The following is a 22,575-nucleotide window of genomic DNA, read 5'->3' on the forward strand; positions in this document are numbered from 1 at the left end:
ATTTAGGAAAAGGACAATCACATGAGCTTAAGTGATGAAGAACAACTCGACAGTTTAAAGTCGTTTGCCAAAAAATATGGTTCTGCCATGATTAGCGGAATTCTCATTGCCTTGATTGCCTTTTTTGGTTGGGAATATTGGCAAAAAAAGAATTTGGCTGAATCACAGAATCAAACAGCTAAAGTCCAAAAGCTCATGGACGAAGCTAAAGCGGTTGCGGGTCAACCCAATGCTTTTGCGACGGTATCAGAAGCTGCTGATAAGATTGTGAAAGATGATGCTGATTCAGTGCAAGCAATTCAGACGCAATTCATTTTGGCTAAGCTGGCATATGAAAAACAAGATTATGCCGCAGCTGAAAAAGCATTAAAGAAAGTCGAAAACTCAAAAGTTAAAGATGCGGGTTTAATGCAAATTGTGAAAATACGTTTAGCTGATTCTCAATTGGCTCAGAAAAAATATGATGAGGCTCTAAAAACCTTATCTAATGTTTCTGAACCTGCTTTTAAAGCAACAGTAGATGAGTTGCGTGGCGATATTTATGTTGCTAAAAAAGATGTTGAATCTGCACGTAAGGCGTATCAAAGTGCATGGAATAATGTACTTGAACGTAAGCAAGAACGTCAGCTTTTACAAATTAAACTCGAAAGTGTTGGCGTTTTAGTAGATGATCCTGATTTTGAACGCCCAATCTTAGATACTAAAGTGGATGAGTCTTAATGCAGAATATACTAAAACTCCCTTTGGCAATTGCAGTTGCTTCAGCCTTATTGGTTGGATGTTCGAGCAACAAAGTTAAAGAAGCAAAACCGAATCCTTTGCCAAAAATACAGCAACAACAAAGTCTTAACCTTGTATTTTCGCAAAGTGTTTCTTCAACGAATGCTGCTGAAGCATTACGTTTGCAATTGGACACAGATAACGGTGTGATTTTTGCGATTGATCCAGACGGTCAGGTTTCTGCTTACAAAGGTAAAGATCGACTTTGGAAAAGTAAAATTACCAAACAAGAGCTAACTGCTGGCGTGGAAGCTGCTGAAGGCATCGTGATTATCGGCAACCGAAAAGGTCAATTATTTGCTCTTGATCAAATGACTGGCGAACAAAAATGGACAGCACAATTGTCTGGTGCCATTTTATCTCCATCATTAATCCAATCAGGGCGTGTGATTACGATTGCAAATGACGGTACTGTTTTTGCTCATGATGCAGTTACAGGGCAGCAAGTTTGGGCCTATAAATTACCAAATGTTCAATTCAGTTTACGTGGTCAACCAGCACCAGTGGCATTAGATGAGCGAACAGTTTTAGTCGCTTCTGCAAATGCTTATGTTTATGGCTTGGATGTAATTAGTGGAGTCCCACGTTTCCAACGCCGTGTTGCAATCAGTGAAGGGCGCTCAGACATCCAGCGTTTAATCGACATTGTTGGTGATCCTGTTGTTGCTGGTCAATATTTGGTTACAACAAGCTTCCAAGGTCAAGTCACTGTCACTGACTTAGCGACACAACGTGTGGTGTGGAGCGAGGATGCAAGTAGTACTAATCGTCCTGAAGTCGCAGAAGATAAAGTTTTCATCTCAACTGTTGATGGCAAATTAAATGCTTACAATTTAGCGACAGGTGAGTTGGTTTGGCAAAATGAAGAATTACTGAATCGCCAACTGAGTAACCCAGTTGTACTTGGTCAAAACCTTGTGGTTGGTGATCTAGATGGTGTTTTGCATTTGATTGATCCAGCGTCGGGTAAACTAGTTGGGCGTGCAAAAACCAGCGGTGAAGTGCAGTCCTTACGTGTCATCAATGACCAACTTTATGTGGCAACACGAAAAGGTGCATTAAGCATTTGGCAGAATCGTTAATTTTTCCTACGCTTGTGTTAAAATGTTTAATTAGCAGTTGCTAATAAAAGAATGATCGGGGTATTTGTGTATACAAAACCCCGAATTTTTATTGTGATTTTTTAAATCACCAAAATCTTCCATACTGTTTCTAGAATGCTGTCATCAACGATGGCTCGTCTGAATTAAGGTTAATTTATGAAACCCGTTATTGCGCTCATTGGTCGTCCAAACGTCGGAAAATCAACGCTATTTAACCAAATCACAAAAAGCCGTGATGCTTTGGTTGCTGACTTCGCTGGTTTAACTCGTGACCGCAAATATGGTGACGCGGTTTATCAAAACAAATCCTTTATTGTGGTTGATACAGGTGGTATCGGTGAAAATGAGGGTGGTATTGACTCTTACATGGCGGAGCAGTCAAAAACTGCGATCCATGAAGCTGATATTATTATCTTTGTTGTTGATGCACGTGCTGGACTTTTAGCATCAGATGAGCAAATTGCCCGTGAACTACGTACATTGGGTAAAAAAGTTTACTTAGTTGCTAACAAAGTTGATGGTGTACATGCTGAAGCAGCTCTTGTTGAGTTTTATAAGCTCGGTATGGGTGAACCGATGCAAGTTGCTGCGAGTCATGGTCGTGGTGTTCAGCAAATGCTTGAAGAGGTATTAGCTGAAGTACCTGAAGATGAGAATCCAGAAGAGCATAATAAAAATACAGGTTTACGTTTAGCCATTATTGGTCGTCCTAACGTTGGTAAATCAACATTGGTCAACCGCTTACTTGGTGAAGAACGTGTAGTTGCATTTGACCAACCAGGTACGACACGTGACTCGATTTATATCCCATTTGAACGAGATGGTCGTCAATATACGTTGATTGATACTGCAGGGGTGCGTCGTAAAGGTAAGGTTGATGAAATGATTGAGAAATTCTCAATCGTAAAAACTTTGCAAGCAATGAAAGATGCACATGTAGTTGTCGTTGTAGTTGATGCTCGTGAAGGGATTGTTGAACAAGATTTACATTTGATCGGTTATGCGCTTGAAGCGGGTCGTGCGATGGTGATTGCCATCAATAAATGGGACAACATGACCGAGTACGATCGTAAGCAATGTAAACTCGATGTTGAACGTCGTTTCGATTTCATTCCTTGGGCAAAGATTCATTTGATCTCAGCTTTACACGGTACAGGTGTAGGCGAATTATACCCATCTATTCATCGTGCCTATGAATCTTCAAATCTGAAAGTATCACCAGCTAAATTAACGCAAATTCTAAATGATGCGACTGAAGCACATCAGCCGCCTTCAATTGGTGGTCGTCGTATCAAAATGCGTTATGCGCATATGGGTGGACAAAATCCACCAACGATTGTGATTCACGGGAATAAAGTGGATAAGACACCTGCGGATTACCGTCGCTATTTAGAAAACGTGTTTCGTAAGGTTTATAAACTGGAAGGCACCCCTGTAAAAATCGATTTTAAAACTTCTGAAAATCCATTCGAAGGGCGTAAGTCTCAAGTGGATGAGCGCGTTGCAGCACGTAAGCGTCGTTATATTCAGAAATTCAAAAAGGCTGAAAAGAAATTTAAGCGATAATTTTTTGAGTGTCATCAAAACCCAAATTTTAATTTGGGTTTTTTTTATCAATAAGGACATGATCGATGAGTCAGCGTAAGATTGAATTACATGTTCAAACGTTAGATAACATTTTAGATTTACAGCAAAGCGATTTTTCTGATTTTCGCTCATTTAATGATTATAAAAAACAACAGATTAAGCAGTTTCGTAATCAATTACTATCACAACATCTCGGATGTGATCTTAGTGATTTAGATTTTGCCAAACACGAGCATGGTAAACCTTATTTAACTTCTCATATGCTCAACTTTAACCATTCACATAGCAAAAAAAGCTATGTGTTAGGACTAAGTGATCAAATTCTGGATATTGGTGTTGATCTCGAGGAATTGGAACGCAAAGTGCGTTTTGATGCTTTTGCTAAACATGCTTTTCATCCCAAAGAATATGAAATTTGGCAACAGTTGGATGAAGATAGGGAGTACTGGTTTAAAGTTTGGACGACCAAAGAAGCTGTTTTAAAAGCTTCGGGTCTGGGTATCCGTTTGGATCTGAATACTCTGAATACAAATGTACATCCAGAACAGCAGGGAGGTATGTGTTCACATCCTTTAATTGGAACATTTGGTTATCAGAACTTTTCGTTGAATCAAAAAATTATATTGACTATAGCTTGGCGAGCTGAACTCTCTTGTAGAGGTTTCCAGTTTCCTGATATTCAGGTAATTCAACATGACTAAATACTAATTTAAAAATGATCACCTACAAAAAATGCCAGTGATAACACTGGCATTTTTAATCTGTATTTGTGGAAAACTTTAAGGAATATGATCTTCTTCAAATTCAGGTTTAACTTGAACAATAAAATCTTGACGGTTAAGACCACGCCATAATGCAAATGCTGTTCCGATATAAATCGATGAATAGGTACCAACGAATACACCGACAAACATGGCAACAGAGAATAAATGCAGACCATCACCACCAACAAACATCATTGCTAGAACTACAAGTAACAATGTCATTGAGGTATGAATGGTACGACGTAAAGTTTCTGTTAATGCGATATCAACAATTTCACGTGGTGTCGCACCGCGAATCTTACGGAAATTTTCACGAATACGGTCTGAGACAACGATGTTATCGTTAAGTGAGAAACCCATTACCGCAAGAATCGCTGCAAGTACGCTTAAATCAAATTGCCATTGGAATAAAGCAAATGTACCAATAATGATGATGATATCGTGGAATAACGATAATACAGCACCCATCGCAAGTTTGAATTCAAAGCGAATCGTCACGTAGATCAACATCAGAATCATCGCAAGCGCTAATGCACCCGCAGAGCGAATGTATAGCTCATTACCGACTTGACCGCCTACAGCATCAACTTTATGTACTTCAGCAGCATTGTTTGGTAACTGCACTGCTTTAGTAATCGTTTCACTTAGGTCTGCTACGTTTAAATCTTCTTGTACTGGCATACGTACAATTAGGTCAGTATTACTTCCTAAAGTTTGTACAACAGCATCTTTAAATCCAGCACGATCTAATGCTTGTGAAACTTGAGCAGGTTGAACTGCCTGAGCATAATTCAACTCAGCTGATACACCGCCTGTAAAGTCTAAACCGAGGTTTAGACCTTTCGTCGCAATAAAAAAGATACTTACGATGGTCAGCAAGATTGAGAAGATTGCAGCAGGTTTTGCTATCTTCATAAATGGGATGATTTTTGCATCATCAGGACGACCGTATTGTTTTGAGTCTTGTTGAGTCAGATCAGTCATATGAATCTCCTTAAATGCTCAACTTAGTCAAATTACGGCGTTTGCCATAAATGAGTTGTACGATCGCACGTGTTACTGTAATCGCAGTAAACATCGAACATACGATACCAATCATAAGCGTCACAGCGAAGCCTTTAATAGGGCCTGTACCGATAGCGAATAAGATAAATGCAACAATAAACGTCGTTAAGTTCGAGTCAAAAATAGTGTTATAGGCTCGATCATAACCCGCAACAATGGCTTGTTTTGGAGAGGCACCCCACAGCATTTCTTCTCGTATTCGTTCACAGATCAGAACGTTTGCATCGACAGCCATACCGATACCAATCACGATACCTGCAATACCAGGAAGGGTAAGGGAAGCACCTAACCAAGACATAACAGTAAGAATCATCGCAAGGTTAAATACCAGAGCGAAATTCGCAATTACACCAAACAAACGGAAGAATACCACCATCCAGATTGCAACAAGAATGAAACCAATCTGAGTCGATAATACACCTGCATCAATATTTTCTTGACCGAGGCTAGGACCAACCACACGTTCTTCCACGAAGTACATTGGCGCAGCCAAGGCACCTGCACGAAGCATCAACGCCAGTTCAGCCGCCTCCTGTGGAGAGTCAAGCCCCGTGATACGGAACTGTGAACCCAAAACGGCCTGAATAGTTGCGGCATTGATCACAACAGATTCAGTATACGGTGTGCGGACTTCTGTTTGAGTACCTGTAGCTGGATCAGTGACATAGCTAATTTTTTGTTTATTTTCAATAAACAATACAGCCATACGTTTGCCAACAGCATTACGTGTTGCATCTGCCATGAGCTTACCGCCAGCAGTGTCTAACGTAATATTAACTTCTGCACCACCAGAGTCTTGGCTAAAACCAGAACTTGCATTTTGAACGCGTTCACCTGTCAAAATACGGTTACGATTTAACAGAAGCTGTCGGCCACTATCCAGTGATTCATAGGCAAATAATTCCGTGCCTGGAGGAAGCGGCTGACCATTATATTTTCCTGTATATGGGTCAATATATTGATCATTACTATCAGCAACCAAACGGAATTCTAAGTTTGCTGTACGACCTAAGACACGTTTTGCTTCAGCAGTATCTTGAACGCCAGGTAACTCAACCACGATACGGTTGCTACCCTGAGTTTGTACCAATGCTTCAGCAACACCTAACTCGTTAATACGATTACGTAGGGTCGTTAAGTTTTGATTCACCGCGTAAGATTGAATTTCTTGACGACGAACATCTGTATAGTTGAGTTTTAGTAAAGCACCATCTGTACTTGCTAGTGCTTGCTGTGTGAACTCATTGCCATTTCGACGTAAGAAATCTGCTGCTGCATCACGGTCAGTTGTATTGGCAAACTGAACAGTAATGGTATTGTTATTCAGTGCTAAATTATTAAATTTGATTTTGTTGTCACGAAATTGACGACGCAGATCAGTTGCCGATGTTTCCATACGTTGGCTAATCGCTTTATCCATGTCGACTTCGAGCAAGAAGTGTACACCACCGCGTAAGTCCAAACCGAGTTTCATCGGTTTTGCACCAATCTTTTGCAACCATTCAGGTGTGGTTGGCGCAAGGTTAAGTGCAACCACGTAGTCTTCACCTAAATCACGACGTAGCACTTCTTTCGCTTTTAATTGAGCTTCTGAAGTGTCTAAACGTAATAATGCCGCATTGTTGGTGAAACTATTATCATGGCTACTGATGTTGGCAGCTTTCAGAATCTGCTCAGCTTTTTGCACAACCGTTTGATCAATTTGTGTCCCTGCTTTTGCACCAGAAATTTGGACAGCAGGTTCATCAGGATACAGACTTGGAAGTGCATATAACGTACTGATCACGAGAACGACGAGAATCAGTAAATATTTCCATGCAGGGTAACGCATTCGTTTTCTTCTTAAATGAAAAAGTCGTGCTGAGGCACGACTATTTTATGATTAAAGGTTATTTAGTGTGCCTTCAGGTAATACTGAAATGACACTTGCACGTTGGATTTTTACTTCTACGCCACGGCTTAACTCAACAACAGCGAAGTCACCATCAAGCTTCGTGATTTTCCCCATTAAACCACCAGCAAAAACGATTTCACTTCCTACACCTAAGCTTTCGATCAAAGAACGGTGTTCTTTCGCACGTTTAGCTTGAGGTCTCCAGATCAAGAAATAGAAGATTGCAATAAAAACAGCAATCATCAATAAGTTTGCCATTAAGCTTGGGCCTTGAGCTGCTGCAGGAGCAGCGTGAGCGGTAGAAATGAAAAAGCTCATTTTAATTTCCTAATAAAAGATAAAGCGAAAAATTACGATTAAATTCCAATTCGTTTTGCAATGTACCTTGTCTTGCGTTTAGGCGCAAATCTTGATGCATTTACTTATACATTAATCTTCAGGGCAGGGTGGAACCTCTAAACCACGACGGGCATAAAAGTCCTGAACATACTCGTCAAACGTACCATTATCTAAAGCATCACGCATGCCTTGAGTAAGGCGTTGGTAATAACGTAAGTTATGAATCGTACCGAGCATCGATGCCAACATCTCACCGCACTTCTCTAAATGATATAAATAAGCACGAGTAAAGTTTTTACAAGTGTAACAGTCGCAATGAGGGTCTAAAGGTCCTTTATCATGACGATATTTGCTATTACGAATTCTTACCAGACCATCAGTGACAAAATAATGACCATTACGTGCATTACGGGTAGGCATTACGCAGTCAAACATATCAACACCGCGACGAACCGCTTCAACGATATCTTCTGGCTTACCTACACCCATCAAATAGCGAGGTTTATCCTGAGGCATTTTGTTTGGTAAATAATCAAGAACTTTGATCATTTCCTCTTTAGGTTCACCTACAGAGAGACCTCCGATCGCATAACCATCGAAACCGACTTCGAGTAAGCCTGCAAGAGATTCATCACGCAAATCCTCGTACATACCACCTTGGATGATGCCGAATAATGCATTTTTATTCTTAAGTTCATCGTGGTGGTGGGTTTTACAACGTTTTGCCCAACGTAAAGAAAGCTGTAATGATTTCTGAGCTTCTTCATGTGTTGCTGGATAAGGTGTGCATTCGTCAAAAATCATCACGATGTCTGAATTTAAGACGTGCTGAATTTCCATCGAAATTTCAGGAGATAAGAAAACTTTTGAACCGTCAATTGGAGAGCGGAAAGTCACGCCTTCCTCTTTGATTTTACGCATTGCACCCAAGCTAAATACTTGGAAACCACCAGAGTCAGTCAAAATTGGTTTATCCCATTGAATAAACTCGTGCAGACCGCCGTGCTCTTTAATCACTTCTAAGCCAGGGCGTAAATATAAATGGAAGGTGTTACCCAAAATAATTTGTGCTTGAATCTCTTCAATATCACGAGGCAACATGCCTTTTACAGTACCGTAAGTACCAACGGGCATAAATACAGGTGTCTCAACAACACCATGTTCTAAAGTGAGTCGACCACGACGGGCGCGCCCCGACTGACTTAATTTTTCAAATTGCATGACACCAATCCATCAAGGCGAAAAAACAGTTCGCTGATCAAAAACGGCTATTTTCCTTGATTATGGTGTGTAGTTCTACTACTAAATGTAGCTATAGAGAAAAAATAAAAAAGCCATTTCAAGATAAAGCTGAAATTGGCTTTTAAATGTTTAAATTTACTTTTAAAAATTTGGTCTATAGTCAAAATTATCAGTCGCTAAATTATCTTTGAAAGGACGAATTTCTTTCTTGGATAATGTCATTGTATTGATCAAATTATTTGGGAAAATCTGGATGTGATTGTTGAATAACTCAACATTACGGTTAAAGATCGTAATAGCAGCACCGACATTTTCATTTTGCTCCTGAATATCATCCATCATTTTGCTGTACAGCGTATCTGCTTTCAGCTCAGGATAATTTTCAACAACAACGTTGAGGCTGCGAATGAGTTCTTTGCTCATTTTTTCGATGCTTTGTAGTTGAGAAATATCAGTATCATTAACATTTAAATTAAGGATTTGCTGACGAAGCTCAGTTACTTTTTCTAATGTTGATTTTTCAAACTCAGTGTAACGGCTCAAGGTCGTTTCTAAAGATTCAAGCGTTTTAACTTTTTGACGTTCAAAATTAGCCACTTCTGACCACGCACGTTTGGTCGCATTAAAGTAGCGTACAATCGTATTGCGAATATGAATGCCCCATACAATCAAAAGAACAAAAATCCCCAAGAAAATAATTAAACCAGTCATGATTACCTCGTTATTGTTGCCTTAATGGAACAGCGTATATTCCATTTATCTTTGTTCTAAAAAGATTTATCGGCTATTTATTGAATTAAATTAAGCATCAATTGTTGGAAACGCTGATATTCAGGCATCGTCATGGTTCGTAAATGACCTCTCAATGCTGGTATATCGTGGATTGCATCATGTTTACTCGTGATTCGGAAAAGATCTTGTTCACCGAGATAACATAAAATCTGTTCTTCATGATGATAAATTAAATCACCTGAAAAATGTTCAAAAAAATCATGTAACTTGAGTGTCAAACTTGGGCTAATACTTTTTGCAAGTTGATGCTGATCTAGACCAAAAATATTGAGTTTCTGATTAATTAAAATATCACTGCTTTGCCATGAGCGAGTATACGGTTCAAAAAAACGAGAGCGCTGATCACTAACAGCAATGCCCAAATTCGGCATTTGAAAAACAAAAGCACCCCATAAATCTTTATGGATTTCTTTGACGATTTTTTTATCGCTATTGCCATCTTGCAAAATTGGCATTTCAGTTACGTAATGGTATTTAAAAATCAGGACTTGATGTTTAGTCGTTCCATCGTCCCAAACGGTAGAAGCATAATGTGTAATTTCATTTGATTCAGTTCCACGATTAAACAGTGGGAAAGATTGCTTCAATTTACTTATTACAAGTAATGGTTGCGCCTGAATCGGAAGATAAGCAGGGAGTTGTTGGAAGTTCAGACCATAACGAAGTTGAATCATTCTTTGTTCTAAATATTCAATCACTTGTTCAAGTGGTTGTTTTGACTCATAAAGCAGATAAGCAAGAAAACCTGTCAAAAAAGCACCCAAAAAACTCCAAATAAATTGTAGATGGGGGTGTAGAAAATATCCAAAGATTAAAGTACTTAGACTAATTGTTGCCAATAAATAAGGCAAAATATTAAAAAAACGCAGGCTGTGATCTTCACGCCACGGATGCAAGGCATCTAATAATGCTTGATCCGTGTGTGATGATTGTCCCGCTTCCCACAGCCGAGCGATATTGCGAAAAACTTGAGCATTTTTTTTACGTCTTATATGTAATGCTTGTTGTACTGTATCGATCGGCATAAGCGTATTTAAATCAAACGATTAATTTGTCTATTAGCATAGCATCACCGTAGCTAAAGAAACGATAACGTTCTTTAACTGCATGCTCATAAGCCGACAAAATGTTGTCTCGATTTGATAACGCAGAAACAAGCATTAAAAGTGTTGATTCGGGCAAATGGAAGTTGGTAATCAAACGATCGACGATACAGAATTGGTAGCCTGGATAAATGAAAATCTGGGTATCACCTGTCCATGCAGCAATTTTGCCATCATTTGCTTGAGCCGCGCTTTCCAATGCACGAGTTGCTGTCGTACCGACTGCAATCACTTTATTACCACGTGCTTTGGTTTCTAAAATAAGATCAATCGTGGATTGTGGAACATCACACCATTCACTGTGCATAATGTGATTGGTAATGTCTGTTGTACGAACTGGCATAAATGTGCCTGCACCGACATGCAAAGTCACAAATGTCTTTTGCACACCTTTTGCTGCTAATTTTTCTAATAAATCTTGGTCAAAGTGCAAACTTGCTGTTGGAGCAGCAACGCTAGCAATTTTTTCAGGATCGTGGAAAACTGTTTGATATCGTTCTGTATCAATTTCTTCTGCTTCACGATTGAAATAAGGAGGGATAGGGAGCTGACCGTATTGATCAAGTACCGATAAAATCGGTTGTGAAAACTCAACCACAAACAGGTTTTCATGGCGACCTTGTACCGTAACTGGAACTGAATCTTCACCGATATAAAGTTCTGCACCAGCTTTAGGTGAATTACTTGATTTAATATGACAGTGAGCTGTGTGTGTGTCCAGCATACGTTCAACAAGAACTTCAATTGCCCCACCAGTTGCACGTTTACCTTTCAAGCGAGCCTTCATGACTTTGGTATCATTTAATACGAGCAAATCACCCTCGTTTAATAAATCCAAAATATCAGTAAAGCTATGATCATGGTAATGACCTTGATCATCGATATGAAGTAAACGCGAAGCGCTACGGCTTTCTAGAGGATAGCGAGCTATAAGTTCATCAGGGAGATCAAATGAAAAGTCTGAAAGTTGCATACATCTAAAACATTGCAGAAATTGTGCGTAGTATAGTCTTTTTTGTATTTTTGCGCTGAGCTGCTGATAACTTCCTAAGAAAAATAACTGAATGATTTAAAAGTGAACAATAAGTTAAAGATGGGGTTTGACAATAAAATCAAACAGGTTATCATACGCAACACAAAGCATCGCACTCTTCCCGAGGTGGTGAAATTGGTAGACGCGGCGGACTCAAAATCCGCTGTCAGAGATGACGTGTCGGTTCGAGTCCGACCCTCGGGACCAAGATTCAAAGACCCCAAGCTGGTATTAAAGGCTTGGGGTTTTTTAATGCCAAATCATTTTTAATTTAAAATTTTATTCAGACAATAAATATAAAAGAGGATTGAATGTTAGATTTAATATAAAAGTATGACTAATTTTTTTAACGATCTTGCAGCTCTTTGCTCGGTTAGATAAAGCAAAAATATTTACTCATAGATGGAAATTCTATAGAGAGCAGTGAGTAGCGATAACTGATTATATCGACAATTATTATGAATAAGACAAAGAGAAGATTGTAAAGGATTGTGCTGCTCAGGCTTTAGTGTGTTCTGAAAAGGTAAGCCATCTTGAAGTTAATTAGTTCATTAAAGAATACCCATAAAGTCTTTTTACTATGATCAGATGCGATAATAGAAATATATGATGATTTAAACATTCAACATGTAGCTAAAAATAAATCTTCGATACATAATTCAATACGTTTAAATTTAATGAAATTTCACGTTTTGTTGCGAATTGATCTAATCAAGAATTGCCTTTTATGTTAAAGTTTGTTAATAGTAGTGATAGTTTTCACATTTTTTCTTATTAAAACGTAAATAACCGAATAACGATAATATCCGAGAGGCAAGCATGGCTATTCAATTACTAGAATTACAGCAAACCGACAAGTTAAGTGCTTGTAAAATTTCTCTTTCTTTGGGTCTCACTTCAGAGCAAAATTTGCTTGAACAGTTCTTACAATTCAATAAAACATTAATGCAAGTCGGTAAAGCTTTACTTATTTTTCATCAAGAGCCTTATTTTTGGCATCACTGTTCAGAAAAGTTGACTGCAATTGACGCTACAAAAGTCACGAAAAGTTTGAATACTCTATTTGTAAATAATGATTTTATTGATGAAGCTCATCCACATTATTCAAATTTACTTTCGTTTGTACATGCGTTGAAATCTAAAGCACAATCCCTTGTCGCTGTTCATCTGAGGCATCCAGATCAGACCTCTTTAGGTTATCTAATTTTGTTTGATGAAGCTGTTCGAGACTTTAGTGCAGTCCAGAAACAACTTTTACAAGACCACTGTAAAAGCTTTATGCAAAAACTTGAATTGAAACTCAATCACGATGAACTCAAAGAATTATATGAACAAGAGTCCGCATTAAATTTTAGCAAAACAAAATTCTTTTCTATTATTTCCCATGATTTACGCGCTCCCTTCCATGGTTTATTGGGTTTTTCAGAGATTTTGGCTAAAGAGCGCGATACATTGGATGAATCTAGTATCCAAAACATCGCTGACTATCTCTATGAGACGTCACAGTCGACTTACAACCTGTTGGAAAGTTTGTTGAATTGGGCAATGGCTGAAGGTGGGCGTTTTGTATATCACCCAATAAATTTTAAATTAAGACAAATTACCGATATCGTGACCGATATTTTAAAAACCTTAGCGTTGAAGAAAAATATCCAATTGATCAATGAAGTAGATGAGAGTCTTAAAGTCTATGCAGATATGAATATGGTGACTTCTTTGATCCAAAACCTTGTTTCAAATGCATTGAAATTTACGGATACGGATGGCGCAGGAAAAGTTTATATTCAAGCCCAACCTCAGGGCGAATTCGTGGAAATACGAGTGAAAGATTCTGGTTTGGGAATGACAGAAGAACAGATACAGAATTTATTTCAACCACGTATGACGGTGAGTTTAAAGGGCACAGCTGGTGAAAAAGGTGCGGGTTTAGGGCTTTCTTTGTGTAAGCGTTTTGTTGAGCTGAACCATGGTGAAATCAGTGTGACATCTCAAGAAGGTGAGGGCACCGTCTTTAAAGTTCGCTTACCTGCTGAACGCCAAAATGCTGAATTATCTACCGAACAACATAAATCGAAAGCGAAATTAGTCTAAAGTGATTTTAAAGATAACGATGTAACTGATATAACTACTAGAGATGACCTGACATCAGTTGAGCTTTTTTATATGAATGCGGAACAGCTACATAAAACCTTAGTTGCAAGCCAATATGCAGAACAAGTTTTAAATTTATACCAATCAGAATTAGAACAAGCCTATAGCAAAGATCAATTTTCAACCTCTTTATCTACCGAAACGATTCACCAAACCGTCCAAGAAACGGTTGCAGTTCAGACTGATGAGCAAGCATGGATGAAGGCATTGCGTATTTTGCGTGCCAAGTTAATGTTTCGTTGGATTTGGCAAGATGCAAACCAATTAACTGATGTGGTGACACTGACTCGAGAGCTTTCTGATTTTGCTGATGCTTGTATCTGTGTTGCGAAAGATTTTGCGCGAAAGCCATTGATTGCTAAACACGGTGAGCCAATCGGTTATTCAGGTCAGGTTCAGGATTTGATTGTCATTGGAATGGGGAAACTTGGTGCAAAAGAGCTGAATTTATCCAGTGATATTGATCTGATTTTTGCTTTTGATGAGCAAGGTGAGACCAATGGTCGTAAATGTATTGATGTTCAGCAATTCTGTATTTTGTGGGGACAGAAGTTAATTTATCTGTTGGACCATATCACTGCGGATGGTTTTGTCTTCCGTGTGGATATGCGTTTACGTCCGTGGGGTGACGGTTCAGCTTTAGCGATCAGTCATACAGGTTTGGAAAAATATCTGAGCCAGCATGGGCGTGAATGGGAACGTTATGCATGGATTAAAGCCCGTGTGATTACAGGTGGAAAAGAAGGTGAAGATTTGATGGATATGGCTCGTCCATTCGTCTTCCGGCGTTATGTTGATTATTCTGCATTCGCTGCGATGCGTGAAATGAAAGCCATGATTGAGCGAGAGGTTCTACGCCGTAATATCGAAGATGATATTAAATTAGGCGCTGGCGGAATACGTGAGATCGAGTTTATCGTGCAAGTTTTTCAGTTGATCTATGGTGGTTCCCGACGTGAGCTGCAAGATCGACAATGTTTAGTTAACTTGCATCATTTGGGTGATGCTGAATTATTAGATCAGCAAGCTGTTTTTGATCTTGAAGATGCTTATTTGTTTTTAAGACGAGTTGAACATGCAATTCAGGCATTAAATGATCAACAAACTCAATCTCTACCGTCTGAACCTGAATTGCGCCAACGTATGATAGATACCTTGGGTTTTAGTGATTGGAATTCTTTCTTAAATGTTCTGAATCAAAAAAGAGATAAAGTCAAAGTTCAGTTTAAACAACTCATTCAAGAAAAAGAGTTCTCTGCTCCCATAGATGATTCTGTAGAACTAGAACAACGTCTGAATGCAGTTCTGGATGATGATGCTAAAAACTTGATCCAAAATTTTTGGCATGGGCAAGCACTACGTAAAATTCCTGCGAGTGCTTTAGAACGGCTTAAGAAATTTTGGCCTCATCTAGTCGAAGCCATTTTACAATCAGATCAACCTCAAATGGCTTTATTACGATTAATGCCCTTGGTTGAGTCTGTATTACGACGAACTGTCTATTTAGTCATGTTAATGGAAAGCCGTGGTGCTTTGCAGCGTTTAGTAAAAATGGCGACAGTAAGCCCGTGGATCTGTGAAGAGTTAACGCAATACCCCGTCTTGTTGGATGAGTTTCTTTCGATGGACTTTGGGTTGCCTCAACGCAAAGATTTAGAAGATTCCTTACGCCAACAATTAATGCGCATTGAAATTGATCAGGTTGAAGATCAAATGCGAGTATTGAGATTGTTTAAAAAGAGCAACGTACTCGCTGTAGCTGCCAGTGATGTTTTGGCTGAAAGTCATTTAATGAAAGTCTCAGATGCATTAACAGATATTGCTGAAGTATGTGTCCAAGCGACTTTAAATTTAGCTTATCAAGCGATTGCGCAACGTCATGGTTACCCTGTCAACAGTCAGGGTCAACGATGTAGTTTGGATGCGCAAGCTTTTGCCGTAATTGGTTATGGCAAGCTAGGTGGTATCGAGTTAGGCTATGGTTCTGATTTGGATTTAGTATTTATTCATGATTTTCAAGAGCAAACAGAGACTGACGGACGTAAAGGGATCAGTGGTGCAGAGTTTGCGATCCGTGTTGCTCAGAAATTTATGTCCTTGATGACTACTCAAACACTTGATGGTCGGGTCTATGAAATTGATACCCGATTAAGACCGTCTGGTGAAGCAGGGATGTTGGTGACGAGTCTGAAAGCTTATGAGCAGTATCAACAAAAAAGTGCTTGGCTTTGGGAACATCAAGCGCTCGTTCGTGCACGTTCAATTGCAGGTGAGAAAAGTTTATGTGAGCAATTTGAACGGGTACGCTGTCAAATCTTAACTCAGGTTCGTGATGAAAATCAGGTACGTGAAGAAGTGTTAAAAATGCGTCAGAAAATGAAAGATCATTTGGGTTCATCTTCTGAGCAAAAAAAACATGGGATTTTTCATTTAAAACAGGACTCAGGTGGTATCGTTGACATCGAATTTATGGCACAGTATGCAGTGCTTGCATGGAGTGGGACGAATACAGATCTCGCCCATTTTTCCGATAATGTAAGAATTCTAGAAGATGCTGCTAAAGCAGGCTGCTTATCCAGTGAAGATGCCACAGCATTAATACACGCTTATCTCCGTGAACGAGCTGAGAGCCACCGTTTAGCACTTGCAAATCAATCTATGCAAGTTAATGCTGCGGATTGGCACGATACCCGCGAGATCGTTTGCAAGTTATGGCAAAGGTTAATTGATCCAAGTGCAATAGCATTGGAAAGTGAATGATTGTGTAAAAAAATGGAGTATGTGCGATGAGTTTGGCTGATCGTGATGGTTTTATTTGGCAAGATGGAAAATTAGTGGATTGGCGTGATGCAAAAATTCATGTCTTAACTCACACACTACACTACAGTATGGGCGTCTTTGAAGGTGTCCGCGCCTATGAAACCCCAAATGGTACAGCAATCTTCCGTTTGCAAGATCACACTAAGCGCTTATTAAATTCAGCAAAAATTTATCAAATGAATGTTCCATTTGATCAAGCGACATTAGAACAAGCACAAATTGACGTTGTTCGTGAAAATAAATTAGCGTCTTGCTACCTTCGTCCATTAATTTGGATTGGCTCTGAGAAACTTGGTATTGCTGCAACAGATAACACGATTCATGCTGCTGTAGCTGCATGGGGTTGGGGCGCATATCTTGGTGAAGAAGCGATGGCACGTGGTATTCGTGTAAAAACTTCTTCATTCACTCACCATCATCCAAACGTGACGATGTGTAAAGCGAAAGCATGTGGTAACTACACAGTTTCTATCTTGGCACACCAAGAAGTCGCACGTTCAGGTTATGACGAAGCAATGTTGCTTGACCCTCAAGGTTTCGTCTGCCAAGGCGCTGGTGAGAATGTATTCTTGATCAAAGATGGCGTATTACATACACCTGATTTGGCTGGTGGTGCATTAGAAGGAATTACACGTCAAACGGTGATCACGATTGCTAAAGATTTAGGTTATGAAGTGATCGAACGCCGTATCACACGTGATGAATTCTATATCGCTGATGAAGCATTCTTCACAGGTACTGCTGCTGAAGTAACACCAATCCGTGAGTATGATGACCGTCAAATTGGTTGTGGTTCACGTGGTCCGATTACTACAGAAATTCAAAAGACTTTCTTTGATGCCGTCCAAGGTCGTAATGATAAATATGCAGATTGGTTAACTTACGTTAAATAAGTAAAACTCTGCGAAGAAAGCGAAGCATGAGCTTCGCTTTTTTATTGAAACAATGTCAATAGATTGTAATTAAATCATCATTCATCTTTCATCTAACTTCTTTAGCTTGGTCACTAAGATCAAGAATAAAATCAGAGAACGAATGAAGATTACTGTAGTGGGTGCTGGCTATGTGGGTTTATCAAATGCCTTATTGTTTGCTAAGCAGCATGATGTGGTTTTACTAGATATTGATAAAAGTCGTGTAAAGTTATTAAATCAAAAAGTTTCGCCGATTAGTGATACTTGCATACAACACTATTTAACTGAGTCGCATCTTGAGGCAACGACTGAAAAAGAGCGTGCTTATCAGGATGCTAAGCTGATTATTATTGCAACCCCAACAAACTATAATTCTGAAACCAACTATTTTGATACTTCTAGTATTGAATCTGTCATCGATGATATTCAAAAAATAAACTCAAAAGCGCTGATGATTATTAAATCTACAGTGCCTGTGGGCTATACCAAAGAAATTTCGAATAAGCTGAAACTTAAGAACTTAATCTTTGCTCCAGAGTTTTTGAGAGAGGGGCAGGCCTTACAAGATAATCTCTACCCATCTAGAATTATCGTAGGTGAAAAATCTAAACGCGCAGAAAAGATTGCGAAATTGTATTTAAAAGCTACGGTCAGAAAGGATGCAGTTTTACTCTGTGTTGACTCAACTGAAGCTGAGGCCATTAAACTATTTTCAAATACATATTTGGCAATGCGAGTAGCATTTTTTAATGAGCTGGACACGTATTGTATAAAAAATAAACTAAGTGCTTTGGATATTATTAAGGGTGTGGGTTTGGATCAACGCATCGGTGATCACTACAATAATCCTTCTTTTGGTTATGGAGGTTATTGCTTGCCTAAAGATACCAAACAGCTTTTAGCTAATTATGATGATACTCCTCAAGAGCTGATTTCAGCGATCATTCGCTCTAACCAAACTCGCAAACAGGCGATCATTGAAGATATTAAGAGTCATAATGTTTCATGTGTGGGGATATTTCGCCTAACGATGAAAGCCGATTCAGATAATTTTAGAGAATCTGCTGTTCATGATGTATTACAAGGACTTGCTCAAGAGGGTATAAAGATTGTGATTTATGAGCCTACTTTGGATGTTAAAGAGTATTTGGGGCATCCAGTGATGTGTAGTTTACAAAAATTTAAATCGGCTTCTGATCTGATTATTGTCAATCGTATGGTGCCGATGTTCAGTGATGTCATGGAAAAAATCTACACTCGAGATTTATTTGGTATCAATTGATCAGGTGATAAAAACATAAATGGCTTGAAGGGTTTGACGAATTAATAATAAAAAAAGTTACAAGGTCTATGCTAAGATAGCTCAACATTCAGTGCATATTGTTTTGACGATTTGGGATTATTTTCCGCGCATTTAAAATAATATCTAAGGCATTTAAGGTTAGCAGATGGCAGACATTCAACAAGATTCGGCAGCTCATGAAGACAATATTATTTTGTGCATGAAATGGGGAACCAAGTACGGTGCCGAGTATGTCAATCGTTTATATAATATGGTGCAACGCCATCTTACTTTACCTTTTAAAATGGTGTGCTTAACGGATCGTACAGAAGGTATTGATCCGAATGTACAATGCTTCCCGATTCCTCCATTAGATTTGCCTGCAGGAAGTCCAGAGCGTGGGTGGAATAAACTCTCAACTTTTGAACCTGATCTGTATGGTTTAAAAGGCAATGCACTGTTTTTAGATCTCGATGTTGTCATCGTAGATAATATAGATTGCTTCTTCCAAGAACCAGGTGAGTTTCTGATTATTCATGACTGGAAGCGACCTTGGCGTATTACAGGGAATAGTTCTGTTTATCGTTTTAAGTTAGGGGCTTTTCCTGATATTTTGCCGTATTTTCGTGAAAACTTTGATGAAATCCGTCAGAAATTCCGTAATGAGCAAGCCTATTTATCTTGGTTTGTTCACAAAGAAGGAAAATTGAGTTATTGGAATGATCAGTGGTGTAAAAGTTATAAATATCATTGTCTAAGAAAAATTCCATTTGCTTATTTTCAAGCACCAGTAAAACCAGAAGGCGTTAAGATTATTATTTTCCACGGTGAAATTAATCCACCTGATGCAATCAATGGCGGTGGTGGTAAATGGTATCGTTATGTATTGCCATCAGATTGGATCAAGGATGCTTGGCAGTAAATCTGTATTTATGGAAGGTTTTGATTTATGAATCAGGGTTTATATCCGCTTGATATCGTCATCGCATGGGTTGATGGGAATGATATCTCTCTGAAAAATAAACGCCGTCAATTTATGAATCAAAACGAACCATCAAATGCTTTGGATGATACTCGTTTTGCAAGTAACGATGAAATCTATTTCTGCATCGCCTCAATTCTTAAGTATGTTCCATATGCAGGCACGATTTATGTCGTGACGGATCAGCAAACACCTTTGTGGTTAGACCAATTTTCCCAGCAAGGTTTATGTCCTGCTGAAAAAATAAAAATCGTTGATCATCAAGAATTATTCCGTGGTTATGAGTTTGCTTTACCGACATTCAATTCATTAAGTATTGAAAGTATGTTGTGGAATATTGAAGGGATTTCAAATCATTTTATTTATCTGAATGATGATTTCTTTTTCAATCAACAGTCTGATTTAAGTGATTTTCTTATTGATGGTCAGATGGTGATATATGGACATTGGCAAGCAACACTCATCAAGAAAATGAAATATATTTTCCGAAAATTCTTACAGCAGAATTTTGGAAAGGTAGCTGAAGCGAAATATTCAACGGCTCAAATGTTGAGTGCAGATCGCGTGGGAATGACCAGATATTACGAAATTCATCATCGCCCTCATATTCTCAGTCGTGATTTGCTCAGTACTTTCTTTAAGAATAATAAAGAGCTTTTAGACCAGCAAATTCAGTTCAAATTTAGGAACATTGATCAATTGTTACCAGTGGGATTGTCTAATCATTTAGCAATTCAATCTGATCAAGCCGTTTTAAAAGATGATATTGATATTGCTTATTTAAAAGATGGTCGTGATTTGGAAAAATTTATATTAGCTTTATCTAATTCTGAGATTAAATTTGGCTGTATACAAAGTCTAGATCAATTGGAATCATTAGCTGAAGGACGCATCCGAGCCGCACTGATTCAAAAATTTACAGGGTTTTTACCCAGCCAAATTCAACCGACTACTGCGGTTTAAACGAAGGAAAGCAAATGAAAGTTGTGACTTATCTTATTAATTTAGACGGCAGTGACCAACGTTTAGCAAGTGCGACAGCTCAGCTCAATCAAGCGGGATGGGATTTTAGCCGATTCTCTGCTTATGATGGGCGAGGTAAAGCCTTATCTGAATTTGAAAACTACGATGATCTTGCTGCTCAGAAAATATTAGGGCGTAGTTTAATGAATTCTGAGTTGGGTTGTTATCTAAGTCACTACGGTTGTGCTGAAAAATTTCTAGAAACGGATGCCGATTATTTAGTTGTCTTAGAAGATGACATTGAAGTGTTGCCTAACTTTAAACAGAAGCTTGAATCTTTATTAAGTTATTTAGATCAACATAAAGAGTTGGATTGGTATACCGTCAATATTGCTGCTAAAAAGAAAAAATTAGCAAAAGACATTGTTGAGTTTGATCATTATACCTTGTGGCATGCATATTATTTCCCAATACGTGGTGTAGGCTTGGTTTGGTCTCGAAAAGGAGCTGAACAGTTTGTACAACTGGGTAAAATCATGACCGTTCCAGTCGATATTTTCTTCCAAAGTTGGTTAAGTAAAACAGGAAAAGGGCTTGGTGTTTGGCAGCCATTTGTGCAGCCAGCAGGTCTGGATAGTGATATTTTAGGTACTGTTGCTGCTCAAGGTATCAAACGGAAGCAACTTGAGAATCGAAGTGCTTCTCATGGATTTAAGAAGCAGAAGCGTATGTGGCGTGATCGCTTTTATGCAATTAAACATTTAATGTCTTGAGTCCTAGTTATAGACTGTAATAAATAATTTTCTTTATTTTGTTGAGTACATTTTATGAAGTTTTTTAAGAAGCTCTTCTATCTTTTGAAATTTTATACAATGTATTCAAACCAAAAAAGAGAAATAAATGAGTCAATAGATAACTACGCGGACCTGATCGTTCTCAATCCTGGTCAGCAAAATGCGGTTATTCCCAAAATTATCTGGATGTATTGGGAAGGCTCACTCCCTGAGTTTGTGCAGAAGTGCGTTGATAATATAAAAAAGAACAATCCAAACTATGTTGTAAACTTTCTAACACCTAATAATGTCAAAGAGTTTTGTGATATTGATTATGGTCGTTTAAAGCATGCGACACCACAACAGAAAGCTGATCTCATTCGATTTGAATTAATTTATCAACACGGTGGGATATGGTTAGATGCCAGTACAATTGTTTATGAAAATCTAGATTGGATTGAAAAGTTAGTTGCTCAACATCAAACTAACAGTTTTGCTTACTATCGAAAGAAAAATACTACTTGCTCAGACTTTCCTGTTTTAGAGAATTGGTTATTGGCAAGTTCTGCCAAAAATATGTTTTTTAAGTCTTGGTTTGAGGAGTTATTTAAAGCTATAGAATTAACACCAAAGGTTTATATTCAGCAGATTAAAGAAAATAACGAAAATTATCAGGACTATTTTCAAGAGATAGGTCGTTTAGAATATTTAGTTGCTTATGTTGCCTGCCAAAAAATTATGCGTACCACTTTACCGAGCATGACCTTGATTAACTGTGATCGGAATGCTTTTTTCTATCAAGTAAAAAATAAATGGATGAAAGAAAAAGTGTTGATTGATCTTGCCCTCAATTATCCGCCAGTTGAAAAGCCTAAACTGATCAAACTGGCAGGAAAAGAAAGGGGAATATTAAGTCGTTATTACAGTAAAAAAATGTATTTTAACGACTCGTTTATTGATTTTTTTTAACAATGGATTAAAAGAGTTC

19 protein-coding genes and 1 tRNA gene are annotated in these 22,575 nt (G+C 38.4%); 13 read left to right on the forward strand and 7 right to left on the reverse strand.

The window, feature by feature from the left end:
- Positions 1-21 precede the first annotated feature (21 nt).
- From A2003_RS00400 to A2003_RS00415, 4 genes are all read left to right on the forward strand, one after another.
- Positions 22-720 carry a YfgM family protein gene (locus A2003_RS00400; RefSeq protein WP_004950316.1) on the forward strand — a complete coding sequence of 233 codons (699 nt, stop codon included), beginning with the start codon at positions 22-24 and terminating at the stop codon, positions 718-720.
- Positions 720-1,862, forward strand: a complete 1,143-nt coding sequence (bamB, locus tag A2003_RS00405) for an outer membrane protein assembly factor BamB (protein ID WP_004908980.1) — start codon at positions 720-722, stop codon at positions 1,860-1,862. Before A2003_RS00400 ends, bamB begins: the two co-directional genes overlap by 1 nt.
- A 177-nt stretch (positions 1,863-2,039) precedes the next feature.
- Positions 2,040-3,449 carry a ribosome biogenesis GTPase Der gene (gene der / locus A2003_RS00410; protein ID WP_004908978.1) on the forward strand — a complete coding sequence of 470 codons (1,410 nt, stop codon included), beginning with the start codon at positions 2,040-2,042 and terminating at the stop codon, positions 3,447-3,449.
- Between the two features lie 65 nt (positions 3,450-3,514).
- A complete protein-coding gene (locus A2003_RS00415; protein WP_004908977.1) occupies positions 3,515-4,171 on the forward strand; it encodes a 4'-phosphopantetheinyl transferase family protein in 657 nt (218 codons plus the stop codon).
- A gap of 78 nt (positions 4,172-4,249) precedes the next feature.
- Here the strand turns inward: A2003_RS00415 and secF are convergent, their stop codons facing one another.
- The 7 genes from secF to queA all read right to left on the reverse strand — a co-directional run bounded on the left by secF (position 4,250) and on the right by queA (position 11,642).
- Positions 4,250-5,218, reverse strand: a complete 969-nt coding sequence (secF, locus tag A2003_RS00420) for a protein translocase subunit SecF (RefSeq protein ID WP_004908975.1) — start codon at positions 5,216-5,218, stop codon at positions 4,250-4,252.
- A 10-nt stretch (positions 5,219-5,228) separates the two neighbouring features.
- Positions 5,229-7,130: a protein translocase subunit SecD gene (gene secD, locus A2003_RS00425; protein ID WP_004964104.1), complete on the reverse strand. Its 1,902-nt coding sequence runs from the start codon at positions 7,128-7,130 to the stop codon at positions 5,229-5,231.
- A gap of 51 nt (positions 7,131-7,181) precedes the next feature.
- Positions 7,182-7,511 carry a preprotein translocase subunit YajC gene (gene yajC / locus A2003_RS00430; RefSeq protein ID WP_004908970.1) on the reverse strand — a complete coding sequence of 110 codons (330 nt, stop codon included), beginning with the start codon at positions 7,509-7,511 and terminating at the stop codon, positions 7,182-7,184.
- A gap of 111 nt (positions 7,512-7,622) precedes the next feature.
- Positions 7,623-8,753 (reverse strand): tRNA guanosine(34) transglycosylase Tgt, encoded by a 1,131-nt coding sequence (tgt, locus tag A2003_RS00435; RefSeq protein ID WP_286686668.1) that lies wholly within the window; start codon positions 8,751-8,753, stop codon positions 7,623-7,625.
- Positions 8,754-8,915: 162 nt separating this feature from the next.
- Positions 8,916-9,485, reverse strand: coding sequence for a LemA family protein (locus A2003_RS00440; protein WP_004908965.1), 570 nt, complete (start codon positions 9,483-9,485; stop codon positions 8,916-8,918).
- 77 nt (positions 9,486-9,562) lie between these two features.
- On the reverse strand, positions 9,563-10,591 hold the full coding sequence (locus tag A2003_RS00445) for a hypothetical protein (RefSeq protein ID WP_112987466.1): 1,029 nt from the start codon (positions 10,589-10,591) through the stop codon (positions 9,563-9,565).
- 13 nt (positions 10,592-10,604) lie between these two features.
- Positions 10,605-11,642, reverse strand: coding sequence for a tRNA preQ1(34) S-adenosylmethionine ribosyltransferase-isomerase QueA (queA, locus tag A2003_RS00450; protein WP_286686669.1), 1,038 nt, complete (start codon positions 11,640-11,642; stop codon positions 10,605-10,607).
- A gap of 180 nt (positions 11,643-11,822) precedes the next feature.
- Here queA and A2003_RS00455 point away from each other — a divergent pair.
- The 9 genes from A2003_RS00455 to A2003_RS00495 all read left to right on the forward strand — a co-directional run bounded on the left by A2003_RS00455 (position 11,823) and on the right by A2003_RS00495 (position 22,556).
- Positions 11,823-11,909 (forward strand) — tRNA-Leu (locus A2003_RS00455).
- Positions 11,910-12,521: 612 nt separating this feature from the next.
- Positions 12,522-13,793 carry a sensor histidine kinase gene (locus A2003_RS00460; RefSeq protein WP_286686670.1) on the forward strand — a complete coding sequence of 424 codons (1,272 nt, stop codon included), beginning with the start codon at positions 12,522-12,524 and terminating at the stop codon, positions 13,791-13,793.
- A 72-nt stretch (positions 13,794-13,865) separates the two neighbouring features.
- Positions 13,866-16,613, forward strand: a complete 2,748-nt coding sequence (gene glnE, locus A2003_RS00465) for a bifunctional [glutamate--ammonia ligase]-adenylyl-L-tyrosine phosphorylase/[glutamate--ammonia-ligase] adenylyltransferase (RefSeq protein WP_039047054.1) — start codon at positions 13,866-13,868, stop codon at positions 16,611-16,613.
- 26 nt (positions 16,614-16,639) lie between these two features.
- Positions 16,640-17,566 (forward strand): branched-chain amino acid transaminase, encoded by a 927-nt coding sequence (locus tag A2003_RS00470; protein ID WP_004950342.1) that lies wholly within the window; start codon positions 16,640-16,642, stop codon positions 17,564-17,566.
- 142 nt (positions 17,567-17,708) lie between these two features.
- Positions 17,709-18,869 carry a nucleotide sugar dehydrogenase gene (locus A2003_RS00475; RefSeq protein WP_126132318.1) on the forward strand — a complete coding sequence of 387 codons (1,161 nt, stop codon included), beginning with the start codon at positions 17,709-17,711 and terminating at the stop codon, positions 18,867-18,869.
- Between the two features lie 166 nt (positions 18,870-19,035).
- The gene (locus tag A2003_RS00480) at positions 19,036-19,791 is read left to right on the forward strand and encodes a hypothetical protein (RefSeq protein ID WP_004950347.1); all 756 of its coding nucleotides are present in this window, start codon (positions 19,036-19,038) and stop codon (positions 19,789-19,791) included.
- Between the two features lie 27 nt (positions 19,792-19,818).
- On the forward strand, positions 19,819-20,814 hold the full coding sequence (locus A2003_RS00485) for a stealth family protein (protein ID WP_286686671.1): 996 nt from the start codon (positions 19,819-19,821) through the stop codon (positions 20,812-20,814).
- Positions 20,815-20,828: 14 nt separating this feature from the next.
- Positions 20,829-21,587, forward strand: coding sequence for a glycosyltransferase family 25 protein (locus tag A2003_RS00490; RefSeq protein ID WP_004697713.1), 759 nt, complete (start codon positions 20,829-20,831; stop codon positions 21,585-21,587).
- 54 nt (positions 21,588-21,641) lie between these two features.
- The gene (locus A2003_RS00495; protein WP_151830187.1) at positions 21,642-22,556 is read left to right on the forward strand and encodes a glycosyltransferase family 32 protein; all 915 of its coding nucleotides are present in this window, start codon (positions 21,642-21,644) and stop codon (positions 22,554-22,556) included.
- Positions 22,557-22,575 lie beyond the last annotated feature (19 nt).

Source organism: Acinetobacter sp. GWC1_38_13 (assembly GCF_001767535.1).
Classification (GTDB): Bacteria; Pseudomonadota; Gammaproteobacteria; order Pseudomonadales; family Moraxellaceae; genus Acinetobacter; species Acinetobacter junii.